The sequence below is a fragment of the Rhizobium leguminosarum genome (assembly GCF_002953715.1).
GTDB lineage: Bacteria > Pseudomonadota > Alphaproteobacteria > Rhizobiales > Rhizobiaceae > Rhizobium > Rhizobium leguminosarum_V.
In genome coordinates, this window is the sequence record NZ_CP025012.1 from 1,947,566 (window position 1) to 1,965,102 (window position 17,537).

General features: G+C 62.0%; 15 protein-coding genes. 8 read left to right on the forward strand and 7 right to left on the reverse strand.

Annotation, left to right across the window (positions count from 1 at the left end; translation table 11 throughout):
- From trpC to CUJ84_RS09955, 3 genes are read left to right on the forward strand one after another with little or no spacing between them, the layout of a single operon-like run.
- Positions 1-813 (forward strand): indole-3-glycerol phosphate synthase TrpC, encoded by an 813-nt coding sequence (gene trpC, locus CUJ84_RS09945; protein ID WP_105006056.1) that lies wholly within the window; start codon positions 1-3, stop codon positions 811-813.
- A 1-nt stretch (position 814) separates the two neighbouring features.
- A complete protein-coding gene (gene moaC / locus CUJ84_RS09950; protein ID WP_105006057.1) occupies positions 815-1,312 on the forward strand; it encodes a cyclic pyranopterin monophosphate synthase MoaC in 498 nt (165 codons plus the stop codon).
- Positions 1,309-2,532 carry a molybdopterin molybdotransferase MoeA gene (locus CUJ84_RS09955; RefSeq protein ID WP_105006058.1) on the forward strand — a complete coding sequence of 408 codons (1,224 nt, stop codon included), beginning with the start codon at positions 1,309-1,311 and terminating at the stop codon, positions 2,530-2,532. The genes moaC and CUJ84_RS09955 overlap by 4 nt, the downstream gene beginning before the upstream one ends.
- Here CUJ84_RS09955 and CUJ84_RS09960 read toward each other — a convergent pair.
- Both CUJ84_RS09960 and CUJ84_RS09965 read right to left on the reverse strand, forming a co-directional pair.
- A complete protein-coding gene (locus CUJ84_RS09960; RefSeq protein WP_105006059.1) occupies positions 2,501-3,205 on the reverse strand; it encodes a class I SAM-dependent methyltransferase in 705 nt (234 codons plus the stop codon). The two genes, CUJ84_RS09955 and CUJ84_RS09960, sit on opposite strands and share 32 nt — an antisense overlap.
- A 179-nt stretch (positions 3,206-3,384) precedes the next feature.
- On the reverse strand, positions 3,385-5,289 hold the full coding sequence (locus CUJ84_RS09965) for an adenylate/guanylate cyclase domain-containing protein (protein ID WP_105008144.1): 1,905 nt from the start codon (positions 5,287-5,289) through the stop codon (positions 3,385-3,387).
- 536 nt (positions 5,290-5,825) lie between these two features.
- Here CUJ84_RS09965 and CUJ84_RS09970 point away from each other — a divergent pair.
- From CUJ84_RS09970 to CUJ84_RS09980, 3 genes are all read left to right on the forward strand, one after another.
- Entirely contained in the window at positions 5,826-6,200 is a 375-nt protein-coding gene (locus CUJ84_RS09970; protein ID WP_105006060.1) for a c-type cytochrome, read from the forward strand.
- Positions 6,201-6,543: 343 nt separating this feature from the next.
- Positions 6,544-7,017, forward strand: a complete 474-nt coding sequence (locus CUJ84_RS09975) for a (2Fe-2S)-binding protein (protein WP_105006061.1) — start codon at positions 6,544-6,546, stop codon at positions 7,015-7,017.
- Positions 7,018-7,029: 12 nt separating this feature from the next.
- Positions 7,030-9,276, forward strand: a complete 2,247-nt coding sequence (locus CUJ84_RS09980; protein ID WP_105006062.1) for a xanthine dehydrogenase family protein molybdopterin-binding subunit — start codon at positions 7,030-7,032, stop codon at positions 9,274-9,276.
- Between the two features lie 248 nt (positions 9,277-9,524).
- Here the strand turns inward: CUJ84_RS09980 and CUJ84_RS09985 are convergent, their stop codons facing one another.
- Entirely contained in the window at positions 9,525-10,418 is an 894-nt protein-coding gene (locus CUJ84_RS09985) for a LysR family transcriptional regulator (RefSeq protein WP_105006063.1), read from the reverse strand.
- A 109-nt stretch (positions 10,419-10,527) separates the two neighbouring features.
- On the opposite strand from CUJ84_RS09985, the gene CUJ84_RS09990 reads away from it, so the two are divergent.
- Entirely contained in the window at positions 10,528-11,700 is a 1,173-nt protein-coding gene (locus CUJ84_RS09990; RefSeq protein WP_105006064.1) for an NADH-dependent flavin oxidoreductase, read from the forward strand.
- Positions 11,701-11,736: 36 nt separating this feature from the next.
- Positions 11,737-12,582, forward strand: coding sequence for an SDR family oxidoreductase (locus CUJ84_RS09995; RefSeq protein WP_105006065.1), 846 nt, complete (start codon positions 11,737-11,739; stop codon positions 12,580-12,582).
- Between the two features lie 19 nt (positions 12,583-12,601).
- Here CUJ84_RS09995 and CUJ84_RS10000 read toward each other — a convergent pair whose 3' ends face one another.
- The 4 genes from CUJ84_RS10000 to CUJ84_RS10015 all read right to left on the reverse strand — a co-directional run bounded on the left by CUJ84_RS10000 (position 12,602) and on the right by CUJ84_RS10015 (position 17,537).
- The gene (locus CUJ84_RS10000) at positions 12,602-13,036 is read right to left on the reverse strand and encodes a GNAT family N-acetyltransferase (protein WP_105006066.1); all 435 of its coding nucleotides are present in this window, start codon (positions 13,034-13,036) and stop codon (positions 12,602-12,604) included.
- Positions 13,037-13,101: 65 nt separating this feature from the next.
- A complete protein-coding gene (locus tag CUJ84_RS10005) occupies positions 13,102-15,057 on the reverse strand; it encodes a DEAD/DEAH box helicase (protein ID WP_105006067.1) in 1,956 nt (651 codons plus the stop codon).
- A 99-nt stretch (positions 15,058-15,156) separates the two neighbouring features.
- The gene (locus CUJ84_RS10010) at positions 15,157-17,013 is read right to left on the reverse strand and encodes a CHASE2 domain-containing protein (protein ID WP_105006068.1); all 1,857 of its coding nucleotides are present in this window, start codon (positions 17,011-17,013) and stop codon (positions 15,157-15,159) included.
- A gap of 5 nt (positions 17,014-17,018) precedes the next feature.
- On the reverse strand, positions 17,019-17,537 hold the full coding sequence (locus CUJ84_RS10015) for a FecR domain-containing protein (protein WP_105006069.1): 519 nt from the start codon (positions 17,535-17,537) through the stop codon (positions 17,019-17,021).

Consider the following 17,537-nt stretch of genomic DNA (forward strand, 5'->3'; position numbering starts at 1 on the left):
ATGACCGATATCCTGAAGAAGATCGAACTCTACAAGCGCGAGGAGATCGCCGCCGCCAAGGCGACAGTGTCGCTTGCCGATCTGAAGGCGATGCAAGCCGGTCAGTCCGACCCGCGCGGCTTCCACAAGGCGCTCATTGCCAAGCGTGATGCCGGCCGCTTCGGCCTGATCGCCGAGATCAAGAAGGCCAGCCCCTCGAAGGGCCTCATTCGCCCCGATTTCGATCCGCCGTCGCTGGCGAGCGCCTATGAGGCTGGCGGTGCCGCCTGCCTTTCGGTGCTGACCGACAGGCCGAGCTTCCAGGGCGCGCCGGAATTTCTGACAGCCGCCCGCGCTGCCTGCACGCTGCCGGCGCTGCGCAAGGATTTCATGTTCGAAACCTATCAGGTGCACGAGGCCCGCGCCTGGGGCGCAGACTGCATCCTGCTGATCATGGCCTCGCTGTCGGACGATGAAGCCGAACGCCTGCAGGACGAAGCCTTCGGCCTCGGCATGGACGTGCTGGTCGAGGTCCACGACGCCGAAGAGATGGAGCGGGCGCTGAAGCTTTCTTCGCCGCTCGTCGGCATCAACAACCGCAATCTCCGTACTTTCGAAGTCGGCCTGACCGTCAGCGAGACGCTTGCCCCCATGGTGCCGGACGACAGGCTGCTGGTGGGCGAAAGCGGCATCTTCACCCATGCGGATTGCAAGCGCCTGCAGGCCGTCGACATCAATACCTTCCTCGTCGGCGAAAGTCTGATGCGCAAGGACGACGTGGCGGCCGCCACCCACGCGCTGCTCTTTGGCGAAGCCGCCATCGCGGCCGAATGATATGAGCGGCGCCGAGCCCGGTCTGACCCATATCGATGCCTCGGGCGAGGCGCATATGGTCGATGTCTCCGATAAGGCCGAGACGGTGCGCATCGCCACTGCCGAGGGCCATGTGAAGATGACGCCGGAAACACTCGCTCTCATCCGGCAAGGCAATGCCAAGAAGGGCGATGTGATCGGCACCGCGCGCCTTGCCGGCATCATGGCGGCAAAACGCACCGCCGATCTCATACCGCTCTGCCATCCTCTGATGCTGACGAAGGTCACGGTCGAGATCCAGGAAGATGCCGCCCTGCCCGGCCTGCGCGTTACGGCGACCGCCAAGCTGACCGGCAAGACCGGTGTGGAGATGGAGGCGCTGACTGCCGTCTCGGTCGCTTGTCTGACCATTTACGACATGGCCAAGGCGGCCGATAAGGCAATGGAGATCGGTGGCATCCGGCTCCTTGAAAAGTCCGGCGGAAAATCCGGCGATTTCCGTCATCCGGAGGCAAGATGAACCTTCTCCCGGTCGCCGAGGCTCTGAACCGTTTGCTCTCTCGCGCAAAGCCCGTCGCAGCGTCCGAGACGCTGCCGCTTGCCGAGGCTGAGGGCCGCGTCCTGGCAGTCGATCTGACCGCCGGCCTCACCCAGCCACCCTTCAATGCCTCCGCCATGGATGGCTATGCGCTGCGCCGCGAAGACGCGCCGGAGCCGGGCGCCGAGCTGAAGGTTATCGGCACGTCTTCCGCCGGCCACGGCTTCGAGGGAAGCGTCAGCCAGGGTGAAGCCGTCCGTATCTTCACCGGCGCGCCTGTTCCGCCGGGCGCCGACAGCGTCCTGCTGCAGGAGGATGCGGAGAAGATCGAAGGCGGTATCCGAACCAATTTCCCCGTCCGGCAGGGCCAGCATGTGCGTCCGCGCGGCCAGGATTTCGCCGAAGGCGAAGCCGTTCTGTCGGCCGGCACCGTGCTCGATTTCTCGCGGCTGACGGTCGCTGCCGGCATGAACCGGCCCGATGTCGAAGTGCTGCGGCGCCCGCTGATCGCCATCCTCGCAACCGGCGACGAACTGCTGCCGCCCGGAAGCACGCCCGGCCCTTCGCAGATCATCGCATCCAATACGTTTGGTATTGCAGCCCTTGCCCGCAAAGCCGGCGCCGATGTGCTCGATCTCGGTATCGTGCCTGACGACAAGGCCAAGATCAGCGGGGCGATCGACACGGCGCGGGACGCCAAGGCCGATGTGATCGTCACGCTCGGTGGCGCTTCGGTCGGCGACCATGATCTGGTGCAGGCCACGCTGATCGAAGCCGGCATGCAGCTCGATTTCTGGCGCATCGCCATGCGCCCCGGCAAACCGCTGATGGTCGGCAGCTTCGGCGAGACCCATGTGCTCGGCCTGCCCGGCAATCCGGTCTCGAGCCTCGTCTGTTCGCTGCTCTTCCTGGAGCCGCTGATCCGCAGGCTTGCCTCCCTGCCGCCGGTGCGGCGCGAGGCAAAGGTGGAGGCGGCCGTCACTCTGCGCGCCAACGACCACCGGCAGGACTATATCCGGGCGAAGCTCTCGAAATCCGCCGCCGGCCACTGGCTCGCCGAACCTTTCGGCAAGCAGGATTCTTCGATGATGAAGGTCTTCGCCGAAGCCGACTGTCTCGTCATCCGCCCACCGCACGCGCCAGAGCTGCCGGCCGGAGCGCCTTGCCCGGTCATGCTGTTGCGGCCGGACCTTCTGGCATAATCTCGCCTTCAGCTTTGCCGGAGAGCGCAAAGACGCCCGCCGGCACGGCACCGCCGCCAGTGCCCACGCCGAAATCCGCAACCGCATGGGTGGCGATTCGCCTGAGTTCACCCTGCGGCAGGTAGGCCCGCTCGGGATCGCCGATCAGCACCTCGATGCCAGAGGCCTGGCAACGCCGCAGAAAGGCCATGACCCCCAGGGCAAGTGAGGGGTCGTAGAACAGATCGCCGACAACGAGGAGATCTGTCTCTGGTGGCAGCCCCTCGATGATATCGGCGACCCGGGCCACAATGTTCACGCCGTTGATCGCTGCGTTGAGGCCGATCGCGGCAATGGCATTGGCATCGATGTCGACCGCCGTCACCGCGGCAGCTCCAGCCTTTGCCGCCGCGATAGCGACGAGCCCTGAGCCGGCGCCGAGATCGAAGACACGGCGGCCCGCGATCGTTTCCGGCTGGTCGAGCAGATGGCGGGCTAGCACGGCGCCGCCGGCCCAGGGATAAGCCCAATAAGGCGGCGGATCGGCCTCTCTGCTACCGGCAAGCCGCCAGAGCCCGCTCGCAGGCCCTGCCGTATGAAGACAGATCTCGGGGATCGAGGGAACGGGTGATATAGGCAGGTTGGCACGGATGAAGGCGGCCGGATCGGGTTGCGACATGCCCGGGCGTTTCATCGTCGTCTGCTCCTGCCGGCGCTGTAACGGCGTCATCGTTTTTAATAGCAAGAGCAAGCCGCCGTTGTGGAATTACCCGCCATTGATGCACGCCACGATTTAGGTGAAATAATGAAGCCCAGCCAGGCTTTTCGCAAGGAACTGAACGGCTATTCGTGATGAGGCGTGCCATATGCCATTCAAGAACGCAACACTGGCCGCTGAAGCGAGACCGTCTTAGGAGCCTCGGCGCGTGCGAGATCTGCCAGAAACTGCTCCATCAGCAGGGAATCACCAAACCGACGATAGTTGCGCTCTGTTTCAAGCGAGAAGTCGGGCTTTGCTTTGACCAAATTGGCCATGGTCGCCTTGGCCTTGTCCAGCTCTGAGCGACCAGCTTGCAATGCGGTTTGAATGAGCAGGCAGTTCGAATCCTGCGGCGCACGGATCAGGCACTCTTGGATAACGCTCGCAGCTTCATCGCTACGACCAGCCGCATAAAGCGCCTGACCATGGACATAAGCATAATATTCCGGAGCTATGGGATGAAGACGGCGGGCACGCTCGGCATTGCGTAATGCCCCATCGTAGTCACCAAAACGAACTTGGGCCTTTGCGAGCGCCATCATGCTGTCAGGATCGTTCGGATTGAGTTCCACCGATCGGTGTCCAGCTTGCAACGCACCGGCGTAATCACCGCTTGCAGCCAAGCCGTAACTCAACACCTGATATCCCATCGCCAAATTTGGATCGAGTCGGATGGATTGACGCGCCTCACTCAAACCAATCTCAAGGTCTCTGTCTGTGGCGTGACCGCTGACGTTTTGCGTGACATCGAAAATATAGGTCATACCGAGATTGGCGCGCGCCACGGCATAAGCCGGATCTAGTTCCAAAGCCCGTTGGAAAAGACCTCGGGCGGAAAGAAGCCCCTCGGCATCTTTTGAATCGTGCGTGAAGCGAGCACGTGCCTGAAGAACCAGATCGTAGGCCTGCAGATCCTTGGTTGGGCGTTTCATCGCCTCTGCAGCTTCAGACTTGCGTACAAAGGAGACAAGGTGGGCCACGATCTCGGATGTTAATTCGCTTTCGACCGTGAATATATCATCGATATGGCGGTCGTAGCTGCGCGACCAGAGGTGAGCTCCACTATAAACGTCAATAAGTTGAGCCGCGACGCGGAGTTTATCACCCACCCGCCGCGCGCTACCTTCAACGACGTACGCCACACCCAATTTCTCGCCGACCTTGCGAATATCGGCTTCCTGGTTTCGCATTGCATAAGTGGAGTTGCGGGCAATCACCTGAAGCTCAGAGTTTCGGGCAAGTTCCGTCGTGATGTCTTCCGTCAGTCCATCGGCAAAATAGGCCTGCGTTGCCTCGCCGCTCATATTGTCGAAAGGCATAACAGCCACGGACGGCCGAGGATCCGGCCGTTCACTGCCGGCAAGCACCGAAAGCTCCGCCGGTATCCGGCCGATCATTGCCGCGAGAGGAAGTGGCTGGATTGCAATTCCGGTGAGCACGAGCGAGGCAGCCCCAAGACAATAACCAAGGCGAGTGCTCACGTGCGGGACAAGGGCCGCGTACCCGCCCCATCTGCTTCTCCTTTGTCCCGCGCGCCTGACCGCATAGACTTCGAGTGGTTCAGGAAGGTTTTTCGCATATCGACGTCCAATGCGGAAAAACTTGTCGCCTCGACCCCGGTCAGCGCTCAAGACCACTGCCCCACTAACAAAGATACTGCCAGGATCTGCCATTGCCTCGAGGCGCGAAGCGACATTCACCCCATCGCCGTACATGTCACCATTGTCTTCGATGACATCACCTAGATTGATTCCGATCCGAAATTCGAGGGGCCGCGCATCGAAGCCGTTCTGAATCTCCACCGCCGCATTCAACGCTTCGTTGACGCTCGGGAATGTAGCGAGGAAGCCATCGCCAGAGTTTTTGAATGTTCGGCCGCCATGGTGCTGGACCGCTGGATCGATCACGTCGTCAAACACGGAACGCAACTCTGCATACGTCGTCGTTTCGTTTTCCGCCATGAGCCGACTGTAGCCGACAATGTCCCCGGCGAGAATCGCTGCGAGCTTACGTTGCATCGCGGAACTTTCTGTTCGCATCTCTGTCTCGTTCCACTGCCAATCGCTCTTCCGGGTGGAAGATCCCACTATGGGCAGTGAAGAGCGATAGCAAAGAATGAACGGCTGGATTAGCCGTCGCTGCTCGCATGAAGTTATGAATGCCGTTTCTAAATAGGCGAACTTCCGCGCTGCAACCGATGTCTGCAGAACCTCTCCGAGGGAAGCTGAAGCTTCACTGATTGCATGCTGCGGCAGCATCAACAGGGTCGAGTCCTGTTGGTGCAAAGCAAGCCAGACAACCCTCGTCGACGATCGTTGGCAGTCGGGCATTTATGAACCTCATTTCTAACATCATGCAGATAGTACCGCCTAATGCTCCCTGCTGAGGCGAGGTAACGTCCCCAACCAACCGCCGCCTCCAGTGCCATGTCCGCAGAAGATGAGGCGTGGCTTGGGTCTAGGGTCTTCAGCGCGGCCAGCCGGCAAGGGTGCTGGCGCGCGCTACTCAACCGTCCTTTCAGGGCTTCGACAGCCTCTATTCGGGAAGAACACGCATGACAAAAATTTTGGCTTCTGTTGTGGTCTCCACCTTGATCCTTGTGTCGGCGACGGCTCCTGCGGCAGCGGAGGGAGATGTCGCCTTGGGACAAAAAGCGTTTCAGCGCTGTTCCGCCTGTCATTCGACCACGGACCAGAAAAAGGCTGGGCCGGGGCTCGGTGGCGTTGTCGGGCGCACGGCCGGCGCTGCGGAAGGCGTCCGCTATTCGGCGGCCATGAAGGCGTCGGGATTGGTATGGGACGAGGCGACGTTGGACCGGTTTCTAGCAGCGCCTCGCGAAGTTGTACCAACCACCACAATGACCGTCGGCGTACCCAAGCCTGAGGATCGGCTAAACATCATCGCTTACCTGAAGTCCCTGTCGGAGTAACGGCGAACCTCGTGGCTGAGCGAGCCGGCGATCGATGAGCACCCAACCCGGCTGATCATCGCTGACCCGTCTTGGGTTGACGTGTCTGTGTGTGCTTTTGCCTCGCATTCAGAAGCCGCCTTTCTAACGTCGTGCAGGTTTTGCCAACTAATTTGGCGCCGCCGGACGAGCTAACGTTGCCGCGGAGAGCAGGCTCTTGGTCACGGCGTCTCATCATCCTGGAGGTTGCAGGCGGTACTCCCGCTGCCGTCGCTCTCCTCGGAGATCGACGGTTCTAACCGTTAGCTGAACAATCTCAGTCAACGAGCACATCCATTATGAAACATCGGAGAAACGACCAGTCATGATCACACTGAATATCAACGGTAATCAGCACGAGGTCGATGCCGACCCGGAGACACCCATCCTTTGGGTTCTGCGCGACACGCTCGGCATGACCGGGACCAAGTTCGGCTGCGGCGCCGCGCTTTGCGGCGCGTGCACGATACATCTGGATGGTGAGGCTGTCCGTTCCTGCAGCACCCCTCTCTCCGCTGCCGAGGGCCTGAATATCACCACCATAGAAAAAGCGACCGACGGCAGCGACCGTGTCGGCGCCGCTGTGCACGCAGCGTGGGTCAAGCACGATGTAGCGCAGTGCGGTTATTGTCAGAGCGGTCAGATCATGAGCGCCACGGCGTTCCTGGCATCCCTGCCCTCCGGTTCGCAGCCGACTGCCACGGAGATCGATTCGGCAATGGAAGGCAATATTTGTCGTTGCGGAACTTATGTCCGCATCCGCGCCGCCATAGCCGATGCTGCCAGCAATCTCGTCTGAAGGAGACGTCATATGTTGCCGAACATGGATTACAGCGAATTACCGCGTGTGCTGCAGCACATGCTGGAACGGGGTCGTTCAACGCCGGGCCAGGCGTTGCGACGCCGCAGCTTTCTCAAGCTGACGGGGACCCTCGGTCTGGCTGTCGGGATTTTCCCCCATTTGGCCGCGGCCCAGTCCACCGACGCGGGTGAGGCGCTCACCGCTTTGAAGCCGACCGAGCAGCCTTCTGCATTTGTTCAGATTGCGCCAAATGGCGAGGTTATGGTCACAATCAACCGGCTCGAGTTCGGTCAAGGCGTCCAAACGGCATTGCCGATGATCCTGGCCGAGGAGCTCGACGCAGATTGGAAGCTAGTACGCAGCCAGCTCGGCACCAATGACATGGCCTATGTCGATCCGCTCTTCGGCATGCATCTTACCGGCGGTTCGAACACCATCAAGAACAGCTTTATGCAGTATCGCGAGCTGGGTGCCCGCGTCCGCGCCATGCTACTCGCAGCCGCGGCGGACCGCTGGAAGGTGGATGTTTCGACGCTGCGAACCGCGGCCGGTGTGGTTCTGGCTCCCGATGGCCGCAAGCTCGGTTATGGAGAACTTTCCGAAGCGGCCATGGCCCTGCCCGTGCCCCGGAAAATAGCGTTGAAGGACCCGAAGGATTTCCGCATCATCGGCCAGCCCACCCAGCGTCTGGATGCACAAGCCAAGAGCAGTGGCCAACAGAGTTTTGGCATCGACTTCAAGCTGCCGGGACAATTGACGGCCGTGGTGGCTCGCCCTCCAGTCTTCGGAGCCAAGATAGCCTCCCTGGACGACAGCGCAGCACGTTCAGTAAAGGGCGTGAAAGCTGTTTTGCGTGTACCGCTGGATCGCGGTGCAGAGGGTGTGGCCGTGGTGGCCGACGGATATTGGCAGGCGTCTCAGGGTCGCAACGCCCTTAAGGTGGAGTGGGACACATCGGCTGTCGAAAAGGTCGATAGTGAAAAGCAACTTGCCCAGTTTCGCGAGATCGCCAATCGCCCCGGCCCGCGCCAGTTTGATGCCGACATGTCGCCATTGGAAACCGCACCCTTGAGTCTGGAAGCCGAGTTCGTGTTCCCGTATCTCGCCCACGCGGCGATGGAACCGCTGAACTGCACGGTTCGGCTTTCCGACGATCGTGCCGAGATCTGGATGGGGAGCCAAAGTGCGGGGCTAGACGCCGGCGTTGCAGCAAACGTGCTCGGCCTCAAGCCGGAACAGGTCGTGGTGAACGTGCAAACATCGGGTGGTGGCTTCGGCCGCCGCTTTTCCAGCAGCAGCGACACGGCGATGGAGGCCTGCCAGATAGCCAAAGCTGCCAGGGCGGCGGGGCTGAACGCGCCAGTGCGCACGCTCTGGAGCCGCGAGGACGATATGAGGGGCGGCTACTACCGTCCAACGCATCTTCACCGCGCTCGCATCGGCTTCGACAAAGAGGGCAATGTGCTGGCCTGGGACCACACCATCGTCGGCCAGTCCATACTGACGGGAACCGTCTTCGAGAAGTTCCAGGTGAAGGACGGCATCGATGCCGCCACGACCGAGGGGATGCGGAGCCCCTACCCGCTTCCCATGCGCCTGACTGTACATCATCCTGTTGCCAACGTGCCGGTTCTGTGGTGGCGCAGCGTTGGCTCCACCCATACGGCTTTCGTGATGGAGACCTTGCTTGACGATATAGCGAGAGCCACCGATCAGGATCCGGTCGCATATCGCATGAAGATGTTTGGCGATGAGCATCCTCGTCATCGCGATGCACTGCAACTCGCCGTAGACAGGAGCGGTTACGGCAGTAGGGCATTGGCAGAAGGCCGGGCCTGGGGTGTGGCCGTGCACGAATCCTTTTCATCCGTGGTGGCCTACGTGGTGGAAGCCTCCGTCGTCGACGGGCAGCCCAAGCTGCATCGGGTTACGGCGGGAGTGCACTGCAATCTGGCCGTCAACCCTCGGACTGTGGAAGCGCAGGTCCAGGGCGCGGCGATCATGGGCTTGTCGACATGCCTTGCGGGCGCGGAAATCACGCTCAAGGACGGTATTGTGGAGCAAGGCAACTTCAGCGAATTCACGGTGGCAAGGATCACGGATGTGCCGGAGTTCGACGTTAACATCGTACCAAGCGCGGATGCACCGACAGGCATGGGCGAACCCGGCCTGCCGCCTTTGGCGCCGGCATTTGCCAATGCCATCTCGCGTTTGACGGGCAAGCCAGTCCGACAGATGCCTTTCAACCTCGCTTAGAACCTGGCTCGGACGAGAGCCTGGCCCGGTCCTGTGTGCCGCTGAATGCAGCGGGCCGCACAGGGCCGCGATGTTCCTGTCGCGTGGCGTCTTGACAATATTGGAGCTAAGACTTCGCGGTCAGCGATGACCGCGCGGATCACCAGCAATCAGGACAGGCGGGACCTCACATCTATCGGGCAACCGCGCGACTGAGGTCAATCCCCCAATCCAACGCAACCATCTTCCGGATAGGCCTGGCAGGAGCGTCAGCCTTTGAAACGAAGCGCCTCGACGAGGAGCGCAAACGCCGCCGTATGCTGACGTCTGCTTGGGTAATAAAGGTGATAGCCAGGGAACGGCTGACACCAATCGTCGAGGACTCGGATCAGTCGCCCGTCTGCAATATATTGTGAAACCTGACTTTCGAAAGTGTAGGCAAGTCCGAGCCCATCCAAAGCAGCGGCTTCCAGCATCAAACTATCGTTGATGATGAGCGGCCCGTTCATTCTGACCTGAAGCTCCTCGCCTTCGCGCTCGAACTCCCAGGCATACAATCCACCTCCTGTGGTTTGCCGGTAGCTGATACCCCGGTGGTCGCCGAGATCGCGGGGCGTTATCGGGATTGTGCGGTTCTGAAAGTAGGACGGCGATCCGACGACTGCCATGCGAAGGTCAGGGCCGATCCTGACAGCAACCATGTCTTTTTGAACCTGTTCCCCAATACGAATACCGGCGTCGAACCGGCCGGCCACGATATCCGTCAGGCCCTCGTCAAGAATGACCTCCATTTCAATATCCGGGTATTCCGCCAAGAACGTTGTCATGACCGGCCACAGCACGCTCATGGCGGCATATCGAAACGTCGTGATGCGGATAGTGCCCGCCGGCTTGTCACGAAGTGAGGTGACGGCTGCGATCTCTCTTTCGATGTGTTCGAAGGCAGGGCGGAGGCTCCGAAGCATACGCTCTCCGGCATCGGTCAGCGACAAGCTTCGTGTAGTGCGTGAGATCAGCCGCACCCCTAGCCTCTGCTCCAGCATCCTGACTGAGTAACTAACGGCAGACTGGGAAAGTCCCAGCTTGGCGGAGGCACGCGTAAAGCTTCCGGCTTCGGCAACGGCGATGAAGGCTGCAAGCTCGCTGAAATCACCGTGCCTCATTTATCTCTCTCATTTCTAACTTCATGCAGATTATACCAACTAATCAAAGTTTGTCTTCATTGCTACCTGTCATTTCACAAACCGCTTGGACGGCATGCAAGAGAGACGAATGATGATGGAAGCCACCCCCGCACTATTTGAACCCTTCGTTTTCGCCAGTGGGATCACGCTTCGAAACAGGGTCGTCATGGCTCCGATGACGACGTGGTCAGCCAATGACGACGGAACAGTCTCGGATGAGGAAGTGTCCTACTATCGACGCAGGGTGAACGGCGTTGGCCTCGTTCTAACCGGCTGCACGCATGTCTCGCCCAACGGCATCGGGTTCACGGGCGAATTCGCTTCTTATGATGACAGCTTCATACCAAGCCTCCGGCGTCTGGCCGAGGCGGCCAAAAGCGGCGGTGCGCCAGCGATTCTTCAAATTTTTCACGCCGGCAGCAAGGCCGTGCCGGCGCTTGTTCCGGACGGAGACGTTGTCAGCGCCAGTTCGCTGCAAGTTTCAGCCGGTCCTTTCAATCCAGGCGGCGGCACGACGCGCGCACTGAGCCACGACGAAATCCTTGATGTGATTTCTGCTTTCGGCGAAGCAACCCGCCGCGCTATCGAAGCCGGCTTCGATGGGGTCGAACTGCATGCGGCCCACGGCTTTCTGATCCAGAACTTTTACTCGCCGCTCCACAATTATCGCGACGACGAATGGGGAGGCTCGCTGGAAAAGCGGATGCGGTTTCCGCTCGCCGTGGTCCGCAACGTGAGGCGGGTGATAGGCACACACGCGACGCGTCCGTTTCTTCTGGGATACCGGGTCTCGCCCGAAGAACCTGAAGAGGGCGGCCTTCGTATTGAAGACACCCACGAACTCATCGAGCATCTGATCGACGGCGGCGTCGACTACATCCATGCTTCGCTGACGAGCGTACTCGAAGCCCAACCACTCGAAGCCATCGCCGATCGTCCCATCGCTGAACTGATCGCCGCCACGGTAGCGGGGCGCGTTCCGGTTATTGCCGCTGGCCAGATCAAGTCACCCCAACAGGCGGAAAGCGCCCTTCATCTGGGCCTTTCGCTTGTGGCTGTAGGCCAAGGACTGGTGATAAACCCGGAGTGGGTCGAACTTTCACGCAGTGGCAATGAGAAGCTGATCGAGAACGAGATCAGGACCACGACAATCCCGGAAATTGCCCTTCCGGCCAAACTCTGGGGCGTCATCGAGGCGGCCACCGGCTGGTTCAACATCAACGATGATCACGAAGAGCAGCGGCAGAAGGCCACCGCATAGTGCATCGGCACACAATCTCGCATGAAGGAAAATTCGATGAGTAAGGTTTGGTTGATCACAGGCGCCGGGCGCGGCATGGGCCTGGATTTCGCAAAGGCGGTTCTGGCTGCAGGCGACAAACTCGTTGCAACCGGCCGCAATCCGGAACGCGTTGCCAAGGCGATTGGCCAGTCGGAAAATCTGCTCGTCGTCACGCTGGATGTAACCAAGCCGACTGAAGCGGACTCTGCCGTTAAGGCTGCACTCGAACGCTTCGGTCAGATCGACATTTTGGTCAACAATGCCGCAAACTTCTATTCAGGCTATTTTGAGGAACTGACGCCGCCTCAGATCGATCTGCAACTGGCTAGTAGTCTCCTCGGCCCCATGAGTGTCACCCGCGCCGTCCTGCCGGTGATGCGCCGGCAGGGGTCCGGCAAGATCATCTCGATCTCATCGACGGCCAGCCTGCTGGGCTTTGAGTTTTGCAGCGCTTACTCTACCGCGAAGTTTGCCCTCGATGGTTGGATGGAATCGCTGCAGCCCGAAGTGGCGCCGTTTGGTATCGAAACGATGATCGTCAATCCGGGCTTCTTCCGCACGGAATTGCTGACTGACGAATCAACCCAATATGCTCCGGCGTCTGTCAGCGACTACGACGAAAGACGCGCCCAGCACCTGGCATTCTGGAAGTCCGCCAACGGCCAGCAGAGCGGCGATCCCGCAAAACTTGCCCAAGCGCTGATCACCCTGGTCAACCAACCGGAGCTGCCCCGCCGGTTCATCGCCGGAGCTGATGCTGTTGGCATGGTGGAACAGAAAATCGCGCTGCTGCAGCAACAGATCGACGCCTACCGGGAGCTTTCAAGTTCGCTTGCCTTTGACGTGAAATCCCAAGCCTGAAACGACGCTTTGCTGATGCTCAGTAATTCTTCATGGCAAGATGCGGCATGCCACCGTCAAGAAATTCCGCGCCATAGGCAACGAAGCCGAAACGCTCGTAAAGCGGCAGCTTGTCCGCCTGCGCAGTGAGATAGAAGCGGTTGCCGCGGGCGCCGCGATGCAGTTCCATCGCCCGCCCGATCATATCAGCCGCAATGCCGCGGCCGCGCCATCGGCCGGCAACCGCAACCCGGCCGATCTTCACATGTTCCTCGGCGTAAATGACCCGCAGGGTGCCGGAGACTTCGCCCGCCGTGACGGCGACAAGATGATGGGCGTTGAGATCGTCGGCATCGAATTCCTCGGGTTCGGGAACCTTCTGCTCATGCACGAAGATAGCGCGCCGCAGCCGGAAGGCCTCATTGCAGAGCGTACTGAAAACCGGGACGCTGAGGATCGCCGTTTCCATCACCATCCTTGCCTCCCTCAGGGATACGGCCCAAAGCCCTCCGCCGGACCAGCGAAGGGCTGCCGGCAAAATCAGCCGGGCTTCTTCTTTGAAAACTTGTTCTTCGGTGCGCCGCCGCCCTTGCCCTCATATTTGGGGCCTTCGGATCTGGCGCCTTCGAATTTCGGCTTGTCGGACTTCGGCCCATCGAAAGGGGGTTTGCCCGGCTTCTTGCTCCAGGGCTTGCTATCCCGTCTTTCCCCACCGCTATTGTCGGCCGCGACATATCCGCCGCCCGGACCCTTGCCGAACTTGTTCTTCGGCCGCTCGCCGCGGAACGAATCATCCGGCCGCTCGTCGCGAGATGGCTTGCCGGCATAGGGTTTTGGCGCAGGCGCCCGGCTGAAATCCGGCGTGCCGGAAAGCCTGGTCACGCGGATGCCGCGTTCGAGCGCCTTGTTCGGACCGATCGCCGCCAGGAAGCTTTCGGCGCTCGCCGCAGCGATCTCCACAAAAGTTTCCTCGGGCTGCATCTTGATCGCGCCGATCTCGCGCTTCGTCACATTGCCGTTGCGGCAGAGCATCGGGATCAGCCAGCGCGGCTCGGCATTCTGCTTGCGCCCAACCGAGACGGAAAACCAGACGCTGGCGCCGAAATCCTCGCGCGGTCCCTTCTGCGCCGGCTCGTAGGGCTCGGCATTGTCGCGGCGCTTGCGGCTGCGGTCGTCCTGCACTGTAACTTCGATCAGATCTTCCGGCGCCGAATGATTGGTGCGGTAAAGACGTAAGAAAGCGGCGGCGAGCTTTTCGGCGCCGTGGCTGGCGAGAAGCTGCTGTACCAGCCCCTGCTCTTCCTCCTGCGGCGTTTCGTTGAAGATCGGATCGGCGAGCAGCCGCTCGTCGTCGCGCTCGCTCACTTCCTCGGCCGAGGGCGGCCGCGCCCAGGCAGCCGAAATACCGGCATTCTCGAGCAGGCGCTCTGCCTTGCGCCGTGCATTCAGCGGCACGATCATGGCGCTGATGCCCTTGCGTCCGGCCCGACCGGTTCGGCCGCTGCGGTGCAGCAGCGTGTCCGGATTGGTCGGCAGGTCGGCATGGATGACAAGATCGAGCCCCGGCAGGTCGATGCCGCGGGCGGCAACGTCGGTCGCGATGCAGACGCGGGCGCGCCCGTCGCGCATCGCCTGCAGCGCGTGGGTGCGCTCGTTCTGCGTCAGCTCGCCGGAAAGCGCCACAACGGCGAAATTGCGGTTGTTGAACCGCGCCGTCAGATGGTTGACGGCGGCACGCGTCGAGCAGAACACGATGGCATTGGTCGCCTCGTAATAGCGCAGCACGTTGATGATCGCATTCTCGCGGTCGCTCGGGGCAACCATGAGCGCGCGATATTCGATGTCGATATGCTGCTTTTCCTCGGCCGCGGTGCTGATGCGCACGGCATCGCGCTGGTAGCTCTTGGCAAGCTTGGCGATCGCAGCCGGCACCGTTGCCGAAAACATCAGCGTCCGGCGTTCGTCCGGCGCCGCATCGAGGATGAATTCGAGGTCTTCGCGGAAGCCGAGATCGAGCATCTCGTCGGCCTCGTCGAGCACGGCGGCCTTCAGTTCCGACATGTCGAGCGCCCTGCGGCGAATATGGTCGCAAAGCCGGCCGGGCGTGCCGACGACGATATGGGCGCCGCGTTCCAGCGAGCGGCGCTCGCTGCGGATGTCCATGCCGCCGACGCAGCTGACGATCACCGCGCCGGTCATCTCAAAGAGCCATTCGAGCTCGCGCTTCACCTGCAGCGCAAGCTCGCGCGTCGGTGCGATGACGATGGCGAGCGGGGCGCCGGCATTACCGAAGCGCTCTCTGCCCTCAAGCAGCGTCGGCGCCAGCGCCAGGCCGAAGGCGACGGTCTTGCCGGAGCCGGTCTGGGCCGAGACCAGCGCGTCTGAAGCGGCAAGGGCCGGATCGAGCATCGCCTTCTGCACCGGGGTGAGTTCGGCGTATCCGCGCTTCTGCAACGCCTTGGCGATCGCCGGGACGACGCCGTTAAATTCTGTCATGGATTCGATCTTTCGGAGCTGTCAGGCGCGTTGCTGCGCCATGGCCGGAGCCAGCCGGCGGGGTATTTGCGCCGTTCCTAGCCGCTCCCGCGGCGATTGTCAAAGCGTACGGCTACGCCACAGCCAGACGTCGATGCGGCTTGCCCGGCCGCGCAGCGCCGTTTCCAACGGTCCCTCCATGCGGCCGGACTGCGCGAGCAGGCTATCGGGGCCGGCAGCGCGGACGATTTCGGCGCTCAGCGCCAGTTCGACGCCATGGCGGGCGGCCACCTCCATCAACCGGCTGCCGACATTGATGGTGTCCCCCGCCGCCGTAATCTGCTGCCGGTCGCCGGTGCCCAATCGCGAGGCGACGATCGGGCCGCAATGGGCGCCGACCTTGAAGCCGATCTTCTTCGGGGCAAAGCCCGCATGCGCTTGAAGCCAGGTCCGTGTGCGCTCGCAGAGGCTGACCGCGCAGGCAGCGGCGCGGGCGGCATCGTCATCGGCAGGCTCCGGCAGGCCGAACAGGATCATCGCGCCGTCGCCCATGAAGCTGGTGATGGCGCCGCCGTGGGCCCGCGCCTCCTCGTCGACCAGTTCGAAGAAGCCGCTCAACATCTCGCTGACCGCCACCGGCCCGACATTTTCGCTGAGGCCGGTGAAGCCCGAGAGATCGATGAAGATGACGGCGGCGTTCTGGCGAACCGGTTGTGCGAGGAAATTCGGATCGCGCGCCAGCCACTCGCCGAGGCCGGGCGCTTCGATGCGCTGCAGGAGCGCGCTCTGCTCGGCGAAATGGCGGGCGCGGCCGCGGTCGAGCCAGAGCTCGGCCGCCCCGAAGATCAGCGCCGGCGGCAGCGCTGCAGCGATCGGCAGCGCCGCACTCAACCAGTAGCCATGCGCAAAGGCCGACAGGTTGATCATCGCCCAGACGATCAGCGTCAGCACGATGATGACATAACCTGCAGCACTGCGGCGCCAGGCAATCAGCGAAACGAGCACGAGCGTCAAACCGACCGCAATGCCGGCATCGATCAGCCTTATCCTATGGTCGCGCACCATGCCGTCGCCGGTGACGAGATGGGTGATAGCCGTCGACATTACCTCGACGCCCGGCATGACGGGATCGAACGGCGTCGGGAAGACGTCGCCGCCGCCGGTCACCGTCGAACCGATGACGACGATGCGGCCAGTGACCGCATTCGCCGAAAGCTTGCCATCCAGCGCATCGGCGGCGCTGAAGGTGGCGATGCTGCCATGCCCGCCATAAAAGGTCACCGGCAGGCGCTGGCCGATATCGGTGGGAATACGCAGCTTTCCGAGCATGATGGCATCGGGTTCGATGGTGGGATCGACGCCGAGCGCCACCGACGCGACACGCAGTGGAAAAGCCGGATCCAGCCGGTCTGCGGAACGCGAGATCAGCGGAATGTAGCGCGGCGTGCCGGTCTGGTCGGTTGCGACATTGACGATGCCGACCGCAGCTGCCTCGGCAAAGCGCGGAAGCGGCAACAGCAGCTGGTTTGCCTCAGGGATGGCGGCAAGCGGATCGCCTGCCGCATCCGTGACCCGCTGGCTGCTTTGCGCGAAAGTGGCTGCGGCCGCAATTACGCTCAGCCCCTGGCGAAGGGCAGCAGTCAGCGCCGCATCACCCGCCTCCGGCCCCGGATCGACGAGCAGAATGTCGATCGCCAAAGCCTTGGGCTTCAACGCGGTGATCGCGCCGGCAAGGCGCGCAAGTGTCGCCCGATCGAGCGGATAGCCGTGCGCCCCAGCGGTGCGGTCGTCGATCGCAATGATCGAGACGACGGGAGGCGGTGTTTTCGCCCCGACGATGGCGCTGCGGATATCGGCAAGCGAGGCTTCCATCCGGTCGAGAAGGCCGCTTCCGGCATTGAGATTGGTATAGCCGAGCGCAGCCGCCCAAAGACCGGCGAGCAGCAGCGCGATCACGGTCAGCAGACGATGGTTCATGGGATTTATTGGCCGAGGCGGGCAAGAAGGGCGGCGGCACGCGGCGCCGGCCAGCGGCGCACGACGAGGGGTTCCGTTCCGCCGGTAACGTCGACGCCCTCGCCCGGCGACAGCACCACCGCCTCACCGGCCGGCCGGCGGACTGCGACGCTACCTCTGACGACCAGCACCGAGGTCTTGCCGCCTGCGACATCGACAGCCCATTGGGTGCCGCGCACGGCAGCGATCGCCTGCGGCGTCACGACCTGGAAACCGCCCGCGTGCTGACTGCTGTCGACATCGACGAGGATGGCCTTGCGCCGCAGCGACGCCGAATCAGGGCTGCCGTCGCGGTTGCGGTCGACGAGGCTGTAGGCGGCTCCGGCCTCTGCCGTCACCGTGACGCCGCCTGGACAACTGAGCACCTGGCGGGCGCCGGCATCACGCGATACCGTGCAGCCGGCAGACTGCGCAAAGGCCGCCTCATGCGGAATGAGGCCGACAGCGAGTGCGGCGGCAAGCAGGCTGCGAAGCGTCGTATTCAT

What these genes read in the sequence shown, in the direction of transcription:
- CUJ84_RS10000 (WP_105006066.1), bottom strand. Translation starts at nt 13,036, where the DNA reads ATGGTGATGGAAACGGCGATCCTCAGCGTCCCGGTTTTCAGTACGCTC.
- CUJ84_RS09995 (WP_105006065.1), top strand. Translation starts at nt 11,737, where the DNA reads ATGAGTAAGGTTTGGTTGATCACAGGCGCCGGGCGCGGCATGGGCCTG.
- CUJ84_RS09980 (WP_105006062.1), top strand. Translation starts at nt 7,030, where the DNA reads ATGTTGCCGAACATGGATTACAGCGAATTACCGCGTGTGCTGCAGCAC.
- CUJ84_RS09970 (WP_105006060.1), top strand. Translation starts at nt 5,826, where the DNA reads ATGACAAAAATTTTGGCTTCTGTTGTGGTCTCCACCTTGATCCTTGTG.
- CUJ84_RS09955 (WP_105006058.1), top strand. Translation starts at nt 1,309, where the DNA reads ATGAACCTTCTCCCGGTCGCCGAGGCTCTGAACCGTTTGCTCTCTCGC.
- CUJ84_RS09965 (WP_105008144.1), bottom strand. Translation starts at nt 5,289, where the DNA reads ATGCAACGTAAGCTCGCAGCGATTCTCGCCGGGGACATTGTCGGCTAC.
- CUJ84_RS10010 (WP_105006068.1), bottom strand. Translation starts at nt 17,013, where the DNA reads ATGAACCATCGTCTGCTGACCGTGATCGCGCTGCTGCTCGCCGGTCTT.
- moaC (WP_105006057.1), top strand. Translation starts at nt 815, where the DNA reads ATGAGCGGCGCCGAGCCCGGTCTGACCCATATCGATGCCTCGGGCGAG.
- CUJ84_RS10015 (WP_105006069.1), bottom strand. Translation starts at nt 17,537, where the DNA reads ATGAATACGACGCTTCGCAGCCTGCTTGCCGCCGCACTCGCTGTCGGC.
- CUJ84_RS10005 (WP_105006067.1), bottom strand. Translation starts at nt 15,057, where the DNA reads ATGACAGAATTTAACGGCGTCGTCCCGGCGATCGCCAAGGCGTTGCAG.
- trpC (WP_105006056.1), top strand. Translation starts at nt 1, where the DNA reads ATGACCGATATCCTGAAGAAGATCGAACTCTACAAGCGCGAGGAGATC.
- CUJ84_RS09985 (WP_105006063.1), bottom strand. Translation starts at nt 10,418, where the DNA reads ATGAGGCACGGTGATTTCAGCGAGCTTGCAGCCTTCATCGCCGTTGCC.
- CUJ84_RS09990 (WP_105006064.1), top strand. Translation starts at nt 10,528, where the DNA reads ATGATGATGGAAGCCACCCCCGCACTATTTGAACCCTTCGTTTTCGCC.
- CUJ84_RS09960 (WP_105006059.1), bottom strand. Translation starts at nt 3,205, where the DNA reads ATGAAACGCCCGGGCATGTCGCAACCCGATCCGGCCGCCTTCATCCGT.
- CUJ84_RS09975 (WP_105006061.1), top strand. Translation starts at nt 6,544, where the DNA reads ATGATCACACTGAATATCAACGGTAATCAGCACGAGGTCGATGCCGAC.